The organism is Pseudomonas sp. Con_6 (assembly GCF_059379395.1).
In genome coordinates this window covers 3,249,878-3,270,328 of the sequence record NZ_CM182011.1, presented here as the reverse complement: position 1 = coordinate 3,270,328, position 20,451 = coordinate 3,249,878, and the positions used below count along the sequence as shown (strand labels likewise).

General features: G+C 66.4%; 17 protein-coding genes. 12 read left to right on the top strand and 5 right to left on the bottom strand.

The window, feature by feature from the left end; genetic code table 11:
• Positions 1-138: 138 nt before the first annotated feature.
• Together yiaY and ilvA are read right to left on the bottom strand one after the other, a co-directional pair.
• Positions 139-1,287, bottom strand: a complete 1,149-nt coding sequence (gene yiaY, locus AC5QPF_RS14590; RefSeq protein ID WP_494963894.1) for an L-threonine dehydrogenase — start codon at positions 1,285-1,287, stop codon at positions 139-141.
• A 79-nt stretch (positions 1,288-1,366) separates the two neighbouring features.
• A complete protein-coding gene (ilvA, locus tag AC5QPF_RS14585; RefSeq protein ID WP_494964174.1) occupies positions 1,367-2,881 on the bottom strand; it encodes a threonine ammonia-lyase, biosynthetic in 1,515 nt (504 codons plus the stop codon).
• Between the two features lie 193 nt (positions 2,882-3,074).
• Between ilvA and AC5QPF_RS14580 the strand changes: the two genes are divergently transcribed.
• The 6 genes from AC5QPF_RS14580 to AC5QPF_RS14555 all read left to right on the top strand — a co-directional run bounded on the left by AC5QPF_RS14580 (position 3,075) and on the right by AC5QPF_RS14555 (position 11,775).
• Positions 3,075-3,200, top strand: coding sequence for a hypothetical protein (locus AC5QPF_RS14580; protein ID WP_494963893.1), 126 nt, complete (start codon positions 3,075-3,077; stop codon positions 3,198-3,200).
• An 84-nt stretch (positions 3,201-3,284) separates the two neighbouring features.
• Positions 3,285-4,439: a non-hydrolyzing UDP-N-acetylglucosamine 2-epimerase gene (gene wecB, locus AC5QPF_RS14575; protein ID WP_494963892.1), complete on the top strand. Its 1,155-nt coding sequence runs from the start codon at positions 3,285-3,287 to the stop codon at positions 4,437-4,439.
• Positions 4,436-6,610: a cyclic di-3',5'-guanylate-activated glycosyltransferase NfrB gene (gene nfrB / locus AC5QPF_RS14570; RefSeq protein ID WP_494963891.1), complete on the top strand. Its 2,175-nt coding sequence runs from the start codon at positions 4,436-4,438 to the stop codon at positions 6,608-6,610. Before wecB ends, nfrB begins: the two co-directional genes overlap by 4 nt.
• On the top strand, positions 6,607-9,756 hold the full coding sequence (locus AC5QPF_RS14565; RefSeq protein ID WP_494963890.1) for an NfrA family protein: 3,150 nt from the start codon (positions 6,607-6,609) through the stop codon (positions 9,754-9,756). Before nfrB ends, AC5QPF_RS14565 begins: the two co-directional genes overlap by 4 nt.
• The gene (locus AC5QPF_RS14560; protein WP_494963889.1) at positions 9,756-10,589 is read left to right on the top strand and encodes a DUF4434 domain-containing protein; all 834 of its coding nucleotides are present in this window, start codon (positions 9,756-9,758) and stop codon (positions 10,587-10,589) included. Before AC5QPF_RS14565 ends, AC5QPF_RS14560 begins: the two co-directional genes overlap by 1 nt.
• A gap of 91 nt (positions 10,590-10,680) precedes the next feature.
• Positions 10,681-11,775 (top strand): diguanylate cyclase domain-containing protein, encoded by a 1,095-nt coding sequence (locus AC5QPF_RS14555; protein WP_494963888.1) that lies wholly within the window; start codon positions 10,681-10,683, stop codon positions 11,773-11,775.
• Here the strand turns inward: AC5QPF_RS14555 and paaX are convergent.
• The gene (gene paaX / locus AC5QPF_RS14550) at positions 11,772-12,695 is read right to left on the bottom strand and encodes a phenylacetic acid degradation operon negative regulatory protein PaaX (protein ID WP_494963887.1); all 924 of its coding nucleotides are present in this window, start codon (positions 12,693-12,695) and stop codon (positions 11,772-11,774) included. The genes AC5QPF_RS14555 and paaX overlap by 4 nt on opposite strands.
• 75 nt (positions 12,696-12,770) lie before the next feature.
• Positions 12,771-13,370 (bottom strand): phenylacetic acid degradation protein PaaY, encoded by a 600-nt coding sequence (paaY, locus tag AC5QPF_RS14545; RefSeq protein WP_494963886.1) that lies wholly within the window; start codon positions 13,368-13,370, stop codon positions 12,771-12,773.
• Between the two features lie 236 nt (positions 13,371-13,606).
• Between paaY and paaF the strand changes: the two genes are divergently transcribed.
• The 6 genes from paaF to paaK all read left to right on the top strand — a co-directional run bounded on the left by paaF (position 13,607) and on the right by paaK (position 19,756).
• On the top strand, positions 13,607-14,377 hold the full coding sequence (paaF, locus tag AC5QPF_RS14540) for a 2,3-dehydroadipyl-CoA hydratase PaaF (RefSeq protein WP_494963885.1): 771 nt from the start codon (positions 13,607-13,609) through the stop codon (positions 14,375-14,377).
• 31 nt (positions 14,378-14,408) lie between these two features.
• A complete protein-coding gene (paaG, locus tag AC5QPF_RS14535) occupies positions 14,409-15,200 on the top strand; it encodes a 2-(1,2-epoxy-1,2-dihydrophenyl)acetyl-CoA isomerase PaaG (RefSeq protein ID WP_494963884.1) in 792 nt (263 codons plus the stop codon).
• 4 nt (positions 15,201-15,204) lie between these two features.
• Positions 15,205-16,722 carry a 3-hydroxyacyl-CoA dehydrogenase PaaH gene (gene paaH / locus AC5QPF_RS14530; protein WP_494963883.1) on the top strand — a complete coding sequence of 506 codons (1,518 nt, stop codon included), beginning with the start codon at positions 15,205-15,207 and terminating at the stop codon, positions 16,720-16,722.
• On the top strand, positions 16,715-17,155 hold the full coding sequence (paaI, locus tag AC5QPF_RS14525) for a hydroxyphenylacetyl-CoA thioesterase PaaI (protein WP_494963882.1): 441 nt from the start codon (positions 16,715-16,717) through the stop codon (positions 17,153-17,155). Before paaH ends, paaI begins: the two co-directional genes overlap by 8 nt.
• On the top strand, positions 17,152-18,363 hold the full coding sequence (gene pcaF, locus AC5QPF_RS14520; protein WP_494963881.1) for a 3-oxoadipyl-CoA thiolase: 1,212 nt from the start codon (positions 17,152-17,154) through the stop codon (positions 18,361-18,363). The genes paaI and pcaF overlap by 4 nt, the downstream gene beginning before the upstream one ends.
• Before the next feature lie 73 nt (positions 18,364-18,436).
• Positions 18,437-19,756, top strand: a complete 1,320-nt coding sequence (paaK, locus tag AC5QPF_RS14515) for a phenylacetate--CoA ligase PaaK (RefSeq protein WP_494964173.1) — start codon at positions 18,437-18,439, stop codon at positions 19,754-19,756.
• A gap of 111 nt (positions 19,757-19,867) precedes the next feature.
• Here paaK and AC5QPF_RS14510 read toward each other — a convergent pair whose 3' ends face one another.
• The gene (locus AC5QPF_RS14510; protein WP_494963880.1) at positions 19,868-20,449 is read right to left on the bottom strand and encodes a TetR family transcriptional regulator; all 582 of its coding nucleotides are present in this window, start codon (positions 20,447-20,449) and stop codon (positions 19,868-19,870) included.
• Between the last annotated feature and the right edge of the window lie 2 nt (positions 20,450-20,451).

The following is a 20,451-nucleotide window of genomic DNA, read 5'->3' as shown; positions in this document are numbered from 1 at the left end:
GCCACCCGGCACACTGGCAACCTTGGGGGGCCTCATCGCGGGCAACGCCCGCTTCCACAATGTCCGCGGCGACACCGATCCTTGTGGGAGCGGGCGTTGCCCGCGATGAGGCCAGCTGAGTCGCCAGCAGACCGCAGATCAGAACGCCGCCTTGAACACCGCCTCGATCTCTGCCTGGCTCGCCGGCCGTGGATTGGTCAACCCACAGGCATCCTTCAGGGCATTGGCCGCCAGGATCGGCACATCCTCCACCTTGGCCCCCAGCACCGCCAACCCCTCCGGAATCCCGATATCCCGGCTCAACCCCTCGATCGCCGCAATAGCCGCACTGGCGCCCTGCTCCGCATCCAGCCCGCGGATCTCTACCCCCAGCGCCCCCGCCACATCCCGCAGCCGCGCCGCGCAAACCCGGGCATTGAAGCGCTGCACATGGGGCAGCAGCACCGCATTGCACACCCCGTGCGGCAGGTCATAGAACCCGCCCAACTGGTGCGCCATCGCATGCACATACCCCAACGAGGCATTGTTGAACGCCATCCCGGCCAGGAACTGCGCATAAGCCATGGCCTCCCGCGCCTGCAGGTCCTTGCCGTCGGCCACGGCCTGGCGCAGGCTGGCGCTGATCAGCTCGATGGCTTTCAACGCGCAGGCATCGGTGATCGGCGTCGCCGCCGTGGACACGTAGGCCTCCACCGCGTGGGTCAAGGCATCCATGCCCGTGGCGGCGGTCAGCGATTTCGGCATGCCGACCATCAGTGCCGGGTCGTTGACCGAGAGAATCGGCGTGACATTGCGGTCGACGATGGCCATTTTCACGTGGCGCGCCTCGTCGGTGATGATGCAGAAGCGGGTCATCTCGCTGGCGGTGCCGGCAGTGGTGTTGATCGCCACCAGCGGCAATTGCGGCTTGGCCGAACGGTCGACACCCTCGTAGTCGGCGATGGTGCCGCCATTGGTGGCACACAGGGCAATGCCCTTGGCGCAGTCATGGGGTGAACCGCCGCCGAGGGAAACGATGAAATCGCATTGTTCCCGTTGCAGCATCGCCAGGCCCTGCTCGACGTTGGCGATGCTCGGGTTGGGCTTGGCCCCATCGAACACCCGGGAATCGATATCGCGCACCGCCAGTTGCTCGGCAATGCGCTCGGCCACCCCGGCTTTCGCCAGGCCGGCGTCGGTCACGATCAGGGCCTTGCGAAAACCGTGGCCGACGATGGCGTTCAGCGCCTCCTCCAGGCAGTCGATGCCCATGATGTTCACGGCGGGAATGAAAAATGTGCTGCTCATGGCGGGTACCTCATCTGGCGTATCTCGGTATCTCCAGAATCCGCTGACCATGAACAGCCCGTGTTGATCCAGGGCAACCTCAGCCGAGGAACAGGCGATACGCCGGATTATCGGTCTCGTCCCAGTAGCGATAGCCCATGGCATCGAGCAGGCCCGGCAGGTCGCCGCGCTCGTCCTCCGGCACTTCCAGGGCGGCGAACACACGGGCGTCGGCGGCACCGTGGTTGCGGTAGTGGAACAGGCTGATGTTCCAGCGCTTGCCCAGGCTTTCCAGGAAGCCCAGCAATGCCCCCGGGCGCTCTGGGAACTCGAAGCGCAGCACGCGCTCGTCTGCCCCAGGCCCGGCATGGCCGCCGACGGTGTGGCGGATATGCAGCTTGGCCAGCTCGTTGTCGGTCAGGTCGAGCACTTCGTAGCCCTGTTCGCGCAGACTCTCGAGCAGTGCCACGCGCGGGTCGGTGACCGGATGGGTCTGCACGCCGACGAACAGCCGCGCCTCCTTGCCCGGGTAGTAGCGGTAGTTGAACTCGGTGATCTGACGCCGCCCCAGGGCCTGGCAGAAGGCGCGGAAGCTGCCTGGACGCTCAGGGATGGTCACCGCGATCACTGCCTCGCGCTGCTCGCCCAGCTCGGCACGCTCGGCGACATGGCGCAGACGGTCGAAGTTGACATTCGCCCCCGAGTCGATCGCCACCAGGGTCTGCCCGCTGACGCCGCGCGCCGCTACGTACTTCTTGATCCCGGCCACGGCCAGAGCCCCGGACGGTTCGGTGATGGAGCGGGTGTCGTCGTAGATGTCCTTGATCGCCGCGCACAGCTCGTCGCTGCTGACGGTGATCACCTCGTCAACGTAATGGCGGCAGATCTCGAAGCAATGGGCACCGATCTGCGCCACCGCGACGCCATCGGCAAAAGTGCCGACCTGCGGCAACACCACCCGCTCGCCGGCGGCCAGCGCGGCCTGCAGGCAGTTGGAATCCTGCGGTTCGACACCGATCACCTTGACCTCGGGACGCAGGTACTTGACGTAGGCGGCGATCCCGGAGATCAGCCCGCCGCCGCCCACCGGGACGAAGATGGCATCCAGCGCACCCGGCTGCTGGCGCAGGATTTCCATGGCCACGGTGCCTTGCCCGGCGATCACGTCCTGGTCGTCGAACGGCGGCACGAAGGTGGCGCCATCGCGCTGCGCCAGGTGCAGGGCATGGGCCAGGGCGCGGGGGAAGGCATCGCCGTGCAGTACCGCGTGGCCACCGCGGGACCGCACGCCCTCGACCTTCAGCGCCGGGGTGGTTTCCGGCATGACGATGGTCGCCGTGATGCCCAGTTCGCGGGCCGCCAGGGCCACGCCTTGGGCGTGGTTGCCGGCGGACGCGGTGATCACGCCACGGGCGCGCTGTTCGGCGGTCAGCTGGCTGAGGCGGTTGTAGGCACCGCGGATCTTGAAGGAAAAGGTCGGTTGCAGGTCTTCGCGCTTGAGCAGCACCTGGTTGCCCAGGTGCGCCGACAGGGCACGGGCCGGCTGCAGGGGCGTTTCAATGGCCAGGTCATACACCGGAGCGGAGAGAATCCGCCGCACGTAATCCGACAGCAGATTCGGGGCGCCAACGGGTGCGGTGGGGCAAGCGGTGAGGCTGGTCATCGGTAACTCCTGGTTTTTTCAAAGAGCCCAGGAGTCGAGAGAAAGAACCCGCCTCCAGGGCGGGTTCGGTGCAAGTGCCAGCTAGCCCGCCAATCCGATAATGGCGGTAATAATGCTGCTGGTTGGCAAGTGCGGGAAGGTATTCATGGAGATCGAAACTAGCGAAACGTTTTTGCCAAGTCAACGATTGATTCAAAAAGTTGCCGAGAACGCCGTCGCAAAGCCTTCAAGCCTGCACCAAAAAAGCCCACCCCTGATTGGACAAGGGTGAACTCCACTGCTTGTATCTAAATCCTGCACCCATGCACCCCGCGTATGACTCACTCAATTGAGAGGCCGGACCATGAGCGAAGGAATGCCGTATAAAGTCATGATGGTCTTCGGTACCCGTCCGGAAGCGATCAAGATGGCGCCACTGGCCCGGGTCCTGCGTGAATGGCCCGGCATCGACCTGAACATCTGCTCCACTGGCCAGCACCGGGAAATGCTCCAGCAGGTCCTCCAGGATTTCGGCCTGAAGGTCGACGAAGACCTCCAGGTGATGACCCAGAACCAGACCCTCAACAGCCTCTCGCAACAGTTGCTGGCCCATATCGATGCCGCCTACGAGCGGTTCAAGCCGCGCATCGTGCTGGTCCACGGCGACACCACCACCAGCTTCATCGCCGCCCTCGCCGCCTTCAACCGGCAGATTCCCATCGGCCATGTCGAGGCCGGCCTGCGCACCGGCAACCTGCGCCAGCCCTGGCCGGAAGAAGCCAACCGGCGCCTGACCGGGGTCATCGCCGACCTGCACTTCCCGCCGACCAAGGATGCCCGCGACAACCTGCTGCGTGAAGGCGTGCCGCTGGAGCACATGGAGGTCACCGGCAACACGGTGATCGACGCCCTGCTGTGGATGCGCGAACACCTCAAAAGCACGGCCTGGCATCCTGCCGCCGACTCGCCGCTGGCGACCCTGCGCAACGACCAGCGCCTGATCCTGATCACAGGCCACCGCCGCGAGAATTTCGGCCCCGGCTTCGAGCGCATCTGCCTGGCCCTCGCGGAACTGGCCCTGCGCTACCCGGACGTGCAGTTCGTCTACCCGGTGCACCTCAACCCGCAGGTGCAGAAGGCGGTGTACTCGGTGCTTTCCAACCAGCCCAACATCCACCTGATCGCACCCCAGGACTACCAGCACTTCGTCTGGCTGATGGACCGCGCCTACCTGATCCTCACCGACTCCGGCGGTGTCCAGGAAGAAGCACCGGCCCTGGGCAAGCCGGTGCTGGTGCTGCGCAAGGTCACCGAGCGTCCGGCGGTGCTGGAGGGTGGCACGGTGATGCTGGTGGGTACCCACACGGAAAGGATCGTCAGGGAAACCCGCCACCTGCTCGATGACCCGGAGGTCTACGCGCGGATGAGCAAGGTGTTCTTCCCGGTGGGCGACGGCCACGCCAGCGATCGCATCGCCGAGCGCCTGCAGCGCTGGCTGGAGGACAACACCAAGGGACCTGACGCCGCATGAGCCTGTTCTGGGTCGATGTCCTCACCTACATCCTGTTCGGCTTGAAGTGGCTGGCGATCATCCTCGCCAGCCTGATGTTCCTCCTCGGCCTCGATGACTTGTTCATCGATCTGGTCTACTGGGGGCGCAAGCTGATCCGGCGTTTCCGCATCTATGAAAAACACGAGCGCGCCGACGAGAAGCGCCTGTTCGAGGCCAAGGAAAAGCCTCTGGCGATCATGGTCCCGGCCTGGAACGAGGTCGGCGTGGTCGGCGAGATGGCGCGCCTGGCGGCTTCGACCCTGGACTACGAGAACTACCAGATCTTCGTCGGCACCTACCCCAACGATCCGCAGACCCAGGCCGATGTCGACGCCGTGTGCCTGCACTATCCCAATGTGCACAAGGTGGTCTGCGCCCGCCCCGGCCCGACCAGCAAGGCCGACTGCCTGAACAACGTGATCGACGCCATCCTGCGTTTCGAGCGCGACGCGCGCATCGAGTTCGCCGGCTTCATCCTGCATGACGCCGAGGACGTGATCTCGCCGATGGAACTGCGCCTGTACAACTACCTGCTGCCGAACAAGGACATGATCCAGATCCCGGTCTACCCCTTCGCCCCCGAGTGGCAGGGCTTCACCGCCGGACACTATGTCGACGAGTTCGCCGAGAACCACGGCAAGGACGTCATCGTCCGCGAGGCCCTGACCGGCCAGGTGCCCAGTGCCGGGGTCGGCACCTGCTTCAGCCGCCGCGCCATCGGCGCCCTGCTGGAAGACGGCGACGGCATCGCCTTCGACGTGCAGAGCCTGACCGAGGACTACGACATCGGCTTTCGCCTGAAGCAGAAAGGCATGAAGTGCATCTTCGCCCGCTACTCCATCAGCGACCCGCAACTGGCCCTGCCGCAGACCTGGGTGCCAGGCATGAGCCGGGCGTTCTCCCAGGTGATCTGCGTGCGCGAGCACTTCCCTCGGGACTGGCAGCATGCGATCCGGCAGAAGTCACGGTGGATCGTCGGTATCGTCTTCCAGGGCACCACCAACCTCGGCTGGAGCCGCAAGGGTGCGCTCAACTACTTCCTCTGGCGCGACCGCCGCGGCCTGTTCGCCTACCTGCTGAGCTTCCTGGTCAACCTCCTGCTACTGGTGCTGCTAAGCATGTGGCTGATCACCGTGGTCTTCCCCGAGGCCTGGCGCTTCCCGTCCATCCTGTCCGACAGCGCCCTGCTCAGCACCCTGCTCTGGCTCAACGGCTTCCTGCTGGTCAATCGCCTGTTCCAGCGCGGCTGGTTCGTCACCCGCTACTACGGGATCTTCCAGGGCCTGTTGTCGGCGCCGCGGATGATGTGGAGCAACTTCGTCAACTTCTTCGCCAACGTCCGCGCCCTGCGTCAGGTCCTGGAAATGGGCGATTCGCGGCGAGTGGCCTGGGACAAGACCACCCACGAATTCCCTGCTCTCGCCGCCCCGGCACGCACGCCGCTGGGCCGGCGCCTGATCGAGAAAGGCCTGCTCACCGAGGAACAGTTGCAAGCAGCGATCACTACCCCGGAACGCCGCCGTCTCGGTCGCGAACTGCTGGTACGCGGATTGATCAGTAGCGAGCAACTGGTCGAGACTCTGGCCGAACAACTGGATATCCCCTGGGCGCCGCTGAATCCGTTCCGGATCGATCCGCAACTGATCGCGCAACTGCCGCGCCATCTCGCCGTGCACTACGGCGTGCTGCCCGTGGCCGTGGAAGGCGAAACTCTGGTGCTGGCCAGCGAAAGTCCAGTCAGCCAGGTGTCCCTTGGCGCCATCAGCCGCCAGCTCAAGCGCCCGGTGAGCTGCCGCCTGGCCCCGCAGGGCCGGGTCACTCTCGGCCTGCGCTACAACTACCCCAGCCCCTGGCAGAAGGAGGAAACCCGGGAAATGCTCGCGGTACTCGAACGGCACCAGGACGATGCCGAACTGATCGAGCGAGTCAGCCATCACCAGGTCCTGCTCGGCACCCTGTTGCAAACCCGCGGCATGGTCCCGGCGACCCTGTTCAACCAGGTCATGATCGATTTCCATCCAGAACAGACCAGCCTCGGCGACTACCTGATCGAGCGCGGCATCATCACCCGCGAAATCCTCCAGGAAGCCCTGGCCGAACAGGCCGCCGAGCAAGAGGCCGCGCACCGGATCATCCAGGAGGTGGCATGAGCACGCGCCTGCCGCTGGCCGCCACCAGCCTGCTGTTGTGCCTCTGCGGTGCCCAGGCCGTGGCCGTGCCAATGACCGATTTCGAACGTTTCCGCAGCTACCCGTACATGGATCGCAGCTATCGCGAGGCAAAGAAGGACAACTGGGCCGAAGTAGAGCGCCTGACCCGCTACCTGCTGGAGCGGGTGCCCAACAACGACGAGGCCCGCGCCCTGCTGATCCAGGCCATCGCCCACCAGGGCCGCTACCAGGAAGCCGAGCAGATGGCCGAGGCGCAAGGCCAGGACAGCGACGTCCTGCTGGAATTGCGCCTCACCCGGATCGAGGAAGACCCGCCCTCGGCCGACGTGGTCGAAGGCTGGATGAACGCCAGCCAGATCAACCAGCGCATTCGCCTGCGCCAGGCCTACAGCCTGAGCCTGGGCAAGCACTATGGGCCACAGCGGGCGCTGGACTGGCTGAACCTGCTGCGCCCGGCCCACGACGACAACATCCTGCGCCAGTCCCGGGCGACCTGGGCGGAACAGGTCGGTGACTGGGACGAAACCGTGCAACAACTGGCCCCTCTTGCCGCCAGCGGGCAACTCAACAAAGACGACTGGCAACGTCTGGCCAATGCCTATGTGCAACGTCTCGACGACGCCCCCCTGCAGGCGCTGCTCAAACAGGCACCCTCCGAGGAAGCCGCGCGCGACACGCGCCTGGCCATGGTCGACCGTGCTGTCGCCATGGGCCATGAACAACAGGCACGGCGCTGGCTGCAAAGCCTCCCGGAAGCCGACCGCGACCAGCCGCAGCACCGCGAACAACTGCTGGAACTGGCACGCCAGAGCGAAGACGGCGTGCTGGTGCGGGAACTGAGCAACGACCTCGGCAAGCCCTGCCTGGACACTGCCGAATGGCTGTCGCGCAACGCCCCGCAACATGCCCTGGAACAACTGCGCGAATGCCGTGCCGAGGACGACCCGAAGACCTGGCTGATCCTGGCCCAGCGTCTGCATGCCGCCGACCTCCTGCAAACCCAGCGCCTGCCTGCGCCGTGGGACGCGGTACGGCAGCAGCGGCTGCTGGAGGTCTGGCGCGAGGAAGGTCGCAACGACCAGGTCATGGCCTGGCTCGCTGCCCAGCCACAGACCCCGTCGATCCTCCAGCAACGTGCCGAACTGTTGCAGCACAGCGGACGTGGCAGCGATGCCAGCGCGGCCTGGGAGCATCTCTACCGGCAGACCGGCAGCCTGACCGCGCTGGACCAGGCCACCTACCTGATGCTCAAGGCCGGACGCAACGACACCGCGCGGAGCCTGCTGGAGCAAGCCTACGACCGCCATCAGGGCCGGCTTTCCGCGCCCTTGCTACAGCGCCTGGCCGGGCTCTACAGCCAGACGAACGCACCACTGGACGCCCGGCGCATCAGCAGCCTGGTACCACGGGTCGACGCCGCCAGCCGCGCCCTGCTCCTCGCCCGGCTCGCCGAAGCGGGCCAGTGCGATGCGGTGCGTGCGGGGATTCCCGGCGAGCCCACCGAAGTCGGCCAACTGCGCGCCCTCGGACGTTGCGCCATGCCCGAGCGCCCGGGTGAAGCGGTGGTCTACTACCAGGCCGCCGAGCGCCTGGGCGATCGTGGCAGCCGCCTGCCCCTGGCCTACGCCCTCGAAGCCGCCGGCGACTCTCCGGGCGCCACCCGGATCTTCGACCACCTGCCCGCCGCCGAATGGACCGACAACGCCCGCCTCACCGCTGCCCGTAGCGCCTTGAACGCCGGCAATACCGAACGCGCCGAACAGCACTGGAAGGCCGCCGGCCACCCGGCGTCGGATGACTGCGCACTGGGCGCCAGCATCGCCCAACGCCGCGGCGACCTGCACCTGGCGCTGGAACGGCAGCGCCAGGCCCTGCAACGCCAGCCGCGGGCCGAGCACTACTACGACGCCTCGATCCTCGCCCAGCGCAACGGCGACCTGTCACAAAGCACTGCCTGGCTGGCCGAAGCCGTGCGCCTGGCCCCGGACAATCCGCGCTATCGCGCCGACTACGGCATGCGCCTGGCAGGCTCCAAGGGCAAGGACCAGCGGCGCCAGTCGATTCCTTACCTGGAGCGCGCCACCCGCGATTTCCCCGAGGACTATCGCTTGGGCGAGACCCTGGCCTGGCGCTACGACGAAGTGGAAGATAGCGCTGCCGCCCGCCAGGAACTGCGCCGGGTGCTCGACGTGGAGCAGGACCTGGTGGACGGCGACGACGAATACGGCAGCCTCCAAGCGCGCAAGTACCGTCAGCGCCGCGCCCACGAAGCGCTGTCGCGGCGCGACACCGTGACCCTTACCAGCACCTGGTCGCCGGCCGGCACCTCGACCAACGACGTGTTCCGCGACAACGGCGTCGGCACCCAGCGCCGCGCCCATTCGCAGAACGTGCAGATGGCCATGTGGGACCACGCCCTCGGCGAAGAACCGAGCCGCAACGGCAGCACCCTGTCGGTGTACGGCCGCGTGCTGTTCGGCGGCAGTGGGCGCAGCGACTATGCGCAGAGCATGGGTACCGGCGTCGGCCTGCGCTACAAGCCCCTGGGTCAGGCCAACCTCAACCTCTACGCCGAGCTGTATCACCAGCGCCAGATTGACGACGCGCACTACGACGGCCTGAGCCTTGGCCAACTGCTCAGCCCGGCCAGGGTCGGCGGCAATTGGCGCGACCTGCGCAGCCACGCCAACAGCAGCAACGACCTGCTGCTGCGCGCCACGGCGTCGTTCTTCGACCAGGGCGACTACCGCGCCGACTGGCGGGTCGACGAAGACGACTGGAACGAACGCTTCCTCTACCTCGACGCCGCCTGGTGGACCCGCGCTGGCGATCACCAGTGGCTGTCGCGCTACCAGCAGGGCCACACCTGGAAACTGGATACCCGCTCGCCGCAGACCGTCATGCCCTACGGCTTCATCGAATTCGGCAGCCAGGACCCGAGCAACGACTGGCGCCAGGACCTGCGCGCCGGGATCGGCCTGCGTTGGCAATGGTGGTTCGACGACGACCGCTACAACGCCTACCGGGGCTCGCTCAAGGTACGTACCGAGTACCAGCAGTCCCTGGGCGGAAATCTATATGAGCGCGCCAACGGCGTGCTGCTGGGCGTGGAGCTGACCTTCTGATGCGCCGGATTCTGCTATTGCTGCTGTTCACCTGCCTGCCGGCCCTGGCCGACCAGCGCATTATCTATCAACCACTGACCCGCGATGCCGGGCTGAGTGCCGAGCAATGGCGCCAGCTGTGGCGCGATACCGTGCGCAATGGCGGGCGGACCCTGATCGTGCAATGGACGCGCTATGGCGACGAGCGCTTCGGTGGGGCCGATGGCTGGCTGGCCAACAGCTTGCGCCTGGCCCATGAGCAGGGTCTGGAGCTGATCGTCGGGCTGCATCTGGACAGTGCGTACTACACCCGTATCGACGAACTGGACAGCAGTGGCCTGGCCGCTTACTGGAAGGCCCAGCTGGGCGAATCGCTGGCCCAGCAGCGCGAGGTGCGCACCTGGAACCTGGCGGTCGCCGGCTGGTACCTGCCGATGGAACTGGACGACCTGCACTTCCAGGCCGAGGACCGGCGGGCGGCGCTGTTCACCCAGTTGCAGGAATTCAACCGCAAGCTGGATGCACCGTTGCACCTCAGTGCGTTCACCGCCGGCAAGCTGGCGCCGGGGGTTCAGGCGGGCTGGTTCGGGCAACTGGCCGGATTGAAGCTGATGCTCTGGTGGCAGGATGGCGCGGGGACCGGGCGTTTGCCCGTGCTGGTCCGCCAGCAGTATGCGGCGGCGCTACCCTGCGAGGTGGGGATCATCCGCGAGGCGTTTCGCCAGGTGAGCAAGGACGGCGAGCCGTTTCGGGCGGTGCCGATGCAGCCGGGAACCGGGGCCGGGTGCCATGCCGAAGCGGTGTTCGCCCTGAACTACCGGCCGTGGGCGAAGGTATTGCCCAGCGCGCCATAGCCCTGGAAGCCACCGCGGACCCTGTGGGAGCGGGTTCACCCGCTCCCACAGGGTCCGCGGCGGTCTGAAGAGAACTGAACTCAGGACAGACATGTACAAGACCATCGAAGCCCAGGTCCGCCAGCACCTCCCATCCCCCGTCGTGCGCGCCGAGTTCCGCCAGCACGACTTCGAGCGCCTGCGCGGCTTCTGCATCCTGATCTTTTGCCTGAGCATCGCCATCTGGGTGATCTTCGACCTGCTGGTGAGCTTCGTCGGCACCCAGGGCTTCACCTGGCGCTCGGTGGCACTGCTGGCCTGCATGGGCATCCTCACCGTGGTCCTGCTGTTCGTGCGCAATGCCGGGCAGTTCAGCCTGCTCAACCTGCTCTTCGTCAGCCTCATGGCCTTCGCCGTGCGCCTGGTGGTGGACGGCACCCCGGAGGATTTCCAGGCCGGCTGGCTGATCATGGCCGCATCGAGCATCCTCTATTCCATCTCGGTGCTGCCGGTGCGGCGCTGGTCATTCTTCGCCTCCGCGCTGATCACCTGGCTGCTGCTCAACCCGTTCCAGGCCGAAGGCACCGAACCCTACGACCTGCGCGGCCTGATGATCATCAGCTACGTCGCCTTCATCACCGGCCTGACCCTGCACAGCTACATCGTGCTGCGCCAGGCCAAGCTGCAGAACTTCCACATGTCGCGCCTGCTGCTGGACCAGGCCTACGTCGACGTGCTTACCGAGATCCCCAACCGCCGCTCCTTCGTCGCCCAGGCCGAGCGCCATATGAACGACGGCGGCGAAAGCCCGGGACGCTACCTGGCGATGATCGACGTCGACAATTTCAAGAAGGTCAACGACCAGTTCGGCCATGACAGCGGCGACGTGGTCCTCAAACGGATCGCCGCCAATATCCGCGCGAGCATGGGCGAGTTCGTCTATGCGCGGCTGGGTGGCGAGGAGTTCGTCATCTACCTCTGGGGCCTCGACCAGGCCGCCACCGAAGCGCGGGTCGCCGCGCTGTGTGCGCTGGTGCGCGAGACCCCGGGCGAGCACCCGGTGACGGTGAGCATCGGCCTGACCCGCATGGACGCCGGCGACAGCCTGAGCACCGCTCTCGCCCGTGCCGACGCCGCGCTGTATGACGCCAAACACGCGGGCAAGGACCGCTATGTGCTGTGGCGCGAGCCGGTGTCGATCGTCTAGACCAACCCGCCAAATCGCTTGTAGAACGCCGCCCCCGCTTCCGGCAGCGGGCCATCAGCGGTCTCCATCGCGGCTTCCAGCCATTGTTCGGCAGCCGCATGGATCAACCGGTAGATGTTGCGGCACAACTGACGCGCTGCACGGCCTTCCCAGTCACCTGGCAGAAGCTCGTCGGGCAATTGCGGGTCACGCAGGAGCAGCTTGCGGTACTCATGGATCAACAGCACCCGGGCCAGGAAGCAAGCCTTGGGATCGAGGGTGTCCTGCTCCTTGAGGCTCTGCCACAAGGGGCGGAACAGCTGGATGAACTCGCTGTAGTGCTCGGCCAGTTCATCGATCTTCCAACTCTCGCGCACCTGCATGCGCAGGGCCTTGGAGGCCAGTACGTCCTGGGCGGTGGTTTCGAAGAGGATGGTGTCTTCCTGGACGCCCAGATCCTGCAGGGTGGCATTGACGTCGGCGCGCTCGTAGCGCGGGCATCCCAGCACGCCCGGGGAAATGGCGCCGAAGCCCTGCCATTCCAGCTCCTCGCGGACTTCCTTGCGCTTGTCCTGGGGCAACTGGGTCAGCAACGCCAGGCACCAGGAGCCGTCCCAGGCCGGCGGGTTGGCCGCGTAGACACGCTTGAAGGCTTTCTCGAAACGCCGCCGGCCGGTGCCGGTCAGGCTGTAGTAGCTGCGCCGTCCGACCTTCTCGGCGGTCAGCCAGTTTTCCTTGGTCAGGCGGAAGATCGAGGTGCGGATCAGCCGTTCGTTGATGCCCATGGGTTCGAGCAGCTGGATCAGGCTGCCGAGCCACACGGTACCGCCACGAGGTTCGATGGCATCGCCGTAAAGGGTGACGATCAGGGAACTGGCGCGAATCGGGGTCTGCTGCTGGAAGCGCTCGATCAGGTGGTCCAGCGGGGTGAGGGACGACATAGGCGTTCCGGTCGGAAAAGGAAGGAATATACCCGCGCGCCCGCAGCATGACCATGCTCCGGGCACACGGGCGGTTCAGGCGCCGCCCGGGACTTTCGGGCGTACCGCGTCGTCGCGGTAGCGCCCGCGGCCGGCTTCGATCTCGCTCAGTGGCTGGCATTCGTGCATGGACTCCAGGCAGCGCCGGGTCAGTTGCTGGTAGGCGCGGGTACCGGTCTGTTTCCAGCTGACCTCGTCGTCGCTCAGGCGCCGGGTGACCTTGGCCGGTGAGCCCAGCACCAGCGACTGCGCCTCGCAATGGAAGCCAGCCTTGACCAGGGCACCAGCGGAAACGATGCAGCGCGGGGCGATATGGGCGTTGTCCAGCACCACCGCATTCATGCCGATCAGTGCGTCCTCGCCGACCCGACAGCCATGCAGCACCGCGCCATGGCCGACATGACCATTGCGCTCGACCACCGTGTCGCTGGCGGGAAAGCCGTGCATCACGCAAGTGTCCTGCAGGTTGGCGCCCTCCTCCAGGACGATCCGCCCGAAGTCGCCGCGCAACGCCGCCAGCGGCCCGACATAGCAATGCGGGCCGATGATCACGTCGCCGATCAGTACCGCCGACGGATGCACATAAGCGGTGGGATGAACCACCGGGGTCAGGCCATCGATGCTGTAACAAGTCATGACAATTTCCCTCGAAAACGATACGCAACAGGCAGATTCAAGAAATACATAAAATCCTTGAGAAGCCAAGGAATAACGCGGTTTCCCCGACAGATCAATCGATCATTAGACACATTTTTCTTTTTCATCATTGTTTTTCTGTATCGCATTATGCCTATACTCTGGCGAAACGGCCATCGAGCCCGTCCAACAAAAACGCCGGCCTGCGAGCCGGTGCGCCTTGCGAGGAAGCCGTCATGCCGAACACCCTTGTGGTGCAGGCCCATCAGGCCGTCTGCCTGATCACCCTGCATCGTCCGCACGCACTAAACGCCCTCACCACCGAGCTGCTCGGTGAACTGGCCGCCGAACTGCAACACTGCGCCGACGACCCGCAGGTCCGCGCCGTGGTCCTCACCGGCAGCCGCAAAGCCTTCGCCGCCGGCGCCGACCTCAACGAGATGGCCGAGCGCGACCTGGTGGGCATGCTCGACGACCCGCGCCAGGCCCACTGGCAACAGATCACCCGCTTCCCCAAACCCCTGATCGCTGCGGTCAATGGCTACGCCTTGGGCGGTGGCTGCGAGCTGGCCATGCACGCCGACATCCTCATCGCCGGTGAAGACGCTCAGTTCGGCCAGCCGGAAATCAACCTGGGGATCATGCCCGGCGCCGGCGGCACCCAACGCCTGCTGCGGGCGGTGGGCAAGTCCCTGGCCATGCAGATGGTGTTGAGCGGCGAAGCCATCGGCGCCCGCCGCGCCCTGGACGCTGGCCTGGTTAGCGAGATCACGCCGCCCGAGCTCACCGTCGAGCGTGCCCTGCAGGTTGCCCAGCGCATCGCCGCCAAGGCCCCGCTGGCGGTGCGCCTGGCCAAGGAAGCGCTGCTCAAGGCCCAGGACGTTGACCTGGCCAGCGGCCTGCGCTTCGAGCGCCACGCCTTCACCCTGCTGGCCGGCACCGCCGACCGTAACGAAGGCATCCGTGCCTTCCAGGACAAGCGTCCTGCCGAATTCCTGGGCCGTTGAGCCCGCCTACCCGTACGCCGAGAGCAGCCTTATGAGCTTCCAGCACATCCTGTTTTCCATCGAGGCCGGGGTCGCCACCCTGAGCCTCAACCGTCCCGAGCAACTGAACAGCTTCAACGCTCTGATGCACCAGGAGGTGCGCGAGGCCCTGAAAGCGGTGCAGAACAACACCGAGGTGCGCGTGCTCCTGCTCACCGGTGAAGGCCGCGGCTTCTGCGCCGGACAAGACCTCAGCGACCGCAATGTCGCGCCGGGGGCAGAGATGCCCGACCTGGGCCTGTCCATCGAGCGCTTCTACAACCCTCTGGTGCGTACCCTGCGCGAACTGCCGATCCCGGTGATTTGTGCGGTCAATGGCGTAGCCGCCGGGGCCGGAGCCAACCTGCCGCTGGCCTGCGACCTGGTCCTGGCCGCGCGTTCGGCGAGCTTTATCCAGGCCTTCTGCAAGATCGGCCTGATCCCCGACTCCGGCGGCACCTGGGCGCTGCCACGGCTGGTGGGCATGGCCCGGGCCAAGGCGCTGGCGCTATTGGGCGAACGCCTGACAGCAGAACAGGCACTGGAATGGGGCCTGATCTACAAAGTGGTGGACGATGCCGAGCTACGCGACCAGGCCATCGCCCTCGCCCGCCAGTTGGCGACCCAGCCCACCTACGGCCTGGGCCTGATCAAGCGCAGCCTGCACGCCAGCCAGGACAACACGTTCGAGCAGCAACTGACCCTGGAGCGCGACCTGCAACGCTTGGCCGGGCGCAGCGAGGACTACCGCGAGGGCGTCGCCGCCTTCATGGAAAAACGCACGCCGGCGTTCAAGGGGTACTGAGGCGATGAGCGCACTGAATACCAATGTGGCAGTCGCGGTGATCGGTGCCGGCGCCATGGGCGCCGGGATCGCCCAGGTCGCGGCCAGCGCCGGGCACCGGGTCTTCCTTTATGACAACCGTCCGGGCGCGGCGGCGCAGGCCATCGACGGCATCGGCAAGCAACTGGCGCGGCGCGTGGACAGCGGCAAGCTGGCCGCCAGTGCCCGCGAGGCCTGCCTGAACGCACTGGAGCCGGTGAACGATCTGGAACAACTGGCGGACGCCGGCCTGGTGATCGAAGCCATCGTCGAGAACCTGGAGATCAAGCAGGACCTGCTGCGCCAACTGGAAGCCATCTGCCGCGACGACTGCATCCTCGCCAGCAACACCTCGTCGATCTCCATCACCCGCCTCGGCGCCGGCATGGCCCGTCCGGAGCGGCTGGTGGGCATGCACTTCTTCAATCCGGCGCCGGTCATGGCGCTGGTTGAAGTGATCAAGGGACTGGCCAGTGACACCGCCGTGGCGGAGTGCGTCCTCGCCACCGCCGCAGCCTGGGGCAAGAAACCGGTGCTGGCCCGCTCCACGCCCGGCTTCATCGTCAACCGCGTGGCCCGGCCGTTCTATGCCGAAAGCCTGCGCCTGCTGCAGGAAGGCGTGGCCGACTGCGCCAACCTCGATGCCTTGCTGCGCGAGGCCGGCGGCTTCGCCATGGGCGCCTTCGAGCTGACCGACCTGATCGGCCATGACGTCAACTACGCGGTGACCTGCTCGGTGTTCGACGCCTATTACCAGGACATGCGCTTCCAGCCGTCGCAGATCCAGAAGGAACTGGTGGACGCCGGGCACTTCGGGCGCAAGAGCGGGCGCGGCTTCTATGACTACCGCGAAGGCGCCGAACGGCCGTCCGCGGTCAGCCTGCAGAGCAATGCCGCCGTACCGGACGTGATCGTCGAAGGGGAAATCGGTGCGCTGCGGGGGTTGCTGGATCGTCTGGCAGTTGCTGGCGTAAAGGTGAGCCACCGCGCCGGCCGTGGCCTGCTGCGGGTCGGCGCGGCCACGGTGGCCCTGAGCGATGGCCGTCTCGCCGCGCAACGCAGCGCCGAAGAAGGCCTGGACAACCTGGTGCTGCTGGACCTGGCCCTGGACTACCAGCGCTGTACCCGCCTGGGCCTGGCCTGGGCCGCCGGCACCGAGCGGCAGGCCGTGGACCCGGTGGTCGCCCTGCTCGCCCACGTCGGCATCGCCGTCACCCCGCTGCGCGACAGCCCGGGCCTGTGCGTACTGCGCACTGTAGCCATGCTCGCCAACGAAGCCGCCGACGCCCTGCTGCAAGGCGTGGCCTCGGCAGCAGATATCGACCTGGCGATGCGCGCCGGAGTCAATTACCCGCGCGGGCCGCTGGCCTGGGCCGACCAGCTCGGCAGCGGACTACTGGTCGGCGTGCTCGGCCATCTACAAGCCGTCTACGGCGAAGAACGCTACCGCCCCTCCCTGCAACTGCGCCGGCAACTGGCCGAAGGAGTGACCTTTCATGAATGACCGTCTGGATCTGGCCAGCCGCTGCGCCCAGGCCCTCTACGACCGCGATGCCGCCAGCCAGGGCCTGGGCATGCGCCTGCTGGCCAGCGGCCCGGGCAGCGCCACGGTGGGCATGAGCGTGCGCGCCGACATGTTGCAGGGGCACAACACCTGCCATGGCGGCTTCCTCTTCGCCCTGGCCGACTCGGCCTTCGCCTTCGCCTGCAACAGCCATAACGACGCCACCGTGGCCCAGGGCTGCAGCATCGACTACATCGCCCCGGCCTTCGCCGGCGACACCCTTACCGCCCGCTGCAACGAACTGAGCCGGGGCAAGCGCACCGGCGTCTACGACGTGCGCATCGAGAACCAGCACGGCCAGCTGATCGCGCTGTTTCGCGGCAAGTCCTACCAGATACGCGGCAGCGTGCTCGCCGAGGAGACCCTGAAATGAACGACGCCCTGATCATCGATGCCGTGCGCACGCCTATCGGCCGCTATGCCGGCACCCTCAGCAGCGTGCGCGCCGACGACCTCGGCGCGGTGCCGCTACGCGCCCTGATGCAGCGCCACCCGCAAGTGGACTGGAACGAAGTGGACGAGGTGTTCTACGGCTGCGCCAACCAGGCCGGCGAGGACAACCGCAACGTGGCGCGCATGTCGTCGTTGCTGGCCGGACTGCCGGTGAGCGTGCCCGGCGTGACGCTGAACCGGCTCTGCGCCTCTGGCCTGGAGGCCGTGGGCGCGGCTGCGCGGGCGATCCGCTGCGGCGAGGCCGGGCTGGTGCTGGCTGGCGGCGTCGAGTCCATGTCCCGCGCGCCGCTGGTGATGGGCAAGGCCGAAACCGCCTTCTCGCGCAGCGCCGAACTGTTCGACACCACCATCGGCTGGCGCTTCGTCAACCCGCTGATGGAGCAGCACTACGGCATCGACAGCATGCCGGAGACTGCCGAGAACGTGGCCGAGCAGTTCAATATCAGCCGTGCCGACCAGGACGCTTTCGCCCTGCGCAGCCAGCAGCGCGCTGTGGCGGCCCAGGCCAATGGGCGCCTGGCCGCCGAGATCGCTCCGGTGGAGATCCCGCAGCGCAAGGGGCCGGCCAAGGTGGTCGAGCAGGACGAGCATCCCCGCGCCGACACCACCCTGGAACAGTTGCAACGTCTCGGCACCCCGTTCCGTGCTGGCGGCAGCATAACCGCCGGCAACGCATCAGGCGTCAATGACGGCGCCTGCGCCCTGCTCCTGGCCAGCCGCAAGGTGGCCGCGCGCTATGGCCTCAAGGCCCGTGGCCGGGTCGTGGCCATGAGCAGCGCCGGGGTGGAACCACGGATCATGGGCATTGGTCCGGTGCCGGCGACGCGCAAGGTGCTGGAACTGACCGGCCTGTCCCTGGCCGACATGGACGTCATCGAGCTCAACGAAGCCTTCGCCGCCCAGGGCCTGGCCGTACTGCGCGAACTTGGCGTGGCCGACGACGATCCACGGGTCAACCCCAACGGCGGCGCTATCGCCCTCGGCCACCCGCTGGGCATGAGCGGCGCGCGCCTGGTCACCACCGCCCTGCACGAACTGGAACGCCGCCAGGGCCGCTATGCCCTGTGCACCCTGTGCATCGGCGTCGGCCAGGGCCTGGCCATGGTGATCGAACGTCTCGACGACTGAATACAGAACGCTCCCGGGCGCCGGGTTATGCTTGGCGCCATGCACTCACAAGAACAACATGCAGAGTGAATCCATGAACATGCAGATGTCCCCCGCCTCCGTGCTCGACCCGATGGAAACCGCCAGCGTCGACGAACTGCGCGCCCACCAGTTGCAACGCCTGCGCTGGAGCCTGGACCACGCGTACCACAACGTGCCGATGTACCGCCAGCGCTTCGAGGAACTGGGGGTACACCCGTCGGACCTGAACAGCCTGGACGACCTGGCGAAGTTCCCCTTCACCGTGAAAAACGACCTGCGCGACAACTACCCCTTCGGCCTGTTCGCCGTGCCGCAGCACGAGATCGTGCGCCTGCACGCCTCCAGCGGCACCACCGGCAAGCCGACGGTGGTCGGCTACACGCAGAAGGACATCGACACCTGGGCCGACCTGGTGGCCCGCTCGATCCGCGCCGCTGGCGGACGCAAGGGTGACAAGGTCCACGTTTCCTATGGCTACGGCCTGTTCACTGGCGGTTTGGGCGCGCACTACGGCGCCGAGCGCCTGGGTTGCACGGTGATCCCCATGTCCGGCGGGCAGACCGAGAAGCAGGTGCAACTGATCCGCGATTTCCAGCCGGACATCATCATGGTCACGCCGTCGTACATGCTCAACCTGGCCGACGAAATCGAGCGCCAGGGCATCGACCCACACCAGCTGGCCCTGCGCCTGGGCATCTTCGGTGCCGAGCCGTGGACCCCGGAGCTGCGCGCGTCGATCGAGGCGCGCATGGGTATCAGTGCGCTGGACATCTACGGCCTCTCGGAGATCATGGGGCCGGGGGTGGCCATGGAATGTGCCGAGAGCCGCGACGGGCCGACGGTGTGGGAGGACCATTTCTATCCGGAGATCATCGACCCGGTGACTGGCGAGGTGCTGCCGGATGGCGAGCTGGGCGAGCTGGTATTCACCACCCTGAGCAAGGAAGCCCTGCCGATGGTGCGCTACCGCACCCGCGACCTGACCCGCCTGCTGCCGGGGACGGCGCGGCCGATGCGGCGCATCGACAAGATCACCGGGCGCAGCGACGACATGCTGATCATCCGTGGGGTCAATGTGTTCCCGACCCAGGTCGAGGAGCAGGTGCTCAAGGTCAAGCAGCTTGCCGAGTGCTACGAGATTCACCTGTATCGCAACGGCAACCTGGACAGCATCGATATCCATGTGGAGTTGCGCGGCGAGCACCAGCATTTTGGCGAGGCGCAGCAGAAAGAGGTGTGCGCGGAACTGAGCCGGCATATCAAGACCCATATCGGCATCAGTTCGCGGATCGTGTTGCAGCCGGCGTATTCGATCAAGAGATCGGAGGGGAAGGCTTGTCATGTGTATGACAAGCGCAAGCAGACAGCCTGACTCAATCCAGAGACTGACTCTGGACTCCTGTGGGAGCGGGCTCACCCGCGATTGCGGTGGTGGATTCACTGCCACAATCGCGGGTGAACCCGCTCCCACAGGGTCTGCGGTCTACTGCTGACTACGCGAAGCCAGGCTGACAATCACTTGGAACAGCTCTTCACGCCCCTGCTCCAGGGATATCTCCCCGGCCACCGCCGCGCCGGACAGGGCATCCGCCGCCCCAAGCATTCCCCATAGCCCCGCCGTCGACAGCTCCCCGGCAAACGGCCCAAGCACGCCCCGACATTTACCGAGAAACTCCAACTGACACTCCCGCTTCAACCGCGCCAGTTCCGGCGAGCCTTCCAGCGCCGCCAGCACCCCGGGAATCTCCCTCCCTTCGGCCAGCACGCACTCGACATAACTATCGGCAATCGCCCGCGCCTTGCCTTCCAGACTGGCCTCGCCCGCCGCCATCGCCGCATCGATCAGCAGGTTCTGCCGCGTCTCGAAATCCCGGTACAACGCCGTCAGCAAACCCTCCCGCGTCCCGAAATGGTCATACACCGTAGGCTTGGTAATCCCCGCCGCCTCCGCCAGGCGCCCGAGACTCAGGGCATCGGTGCCCTCCTCGGCAATCAGTTGCCGGGAAACCTCCAGCAACTGCTCAAGACGCTGCTCGCGGGTCAGGCGCTTGCGGGTGTCGACCATGT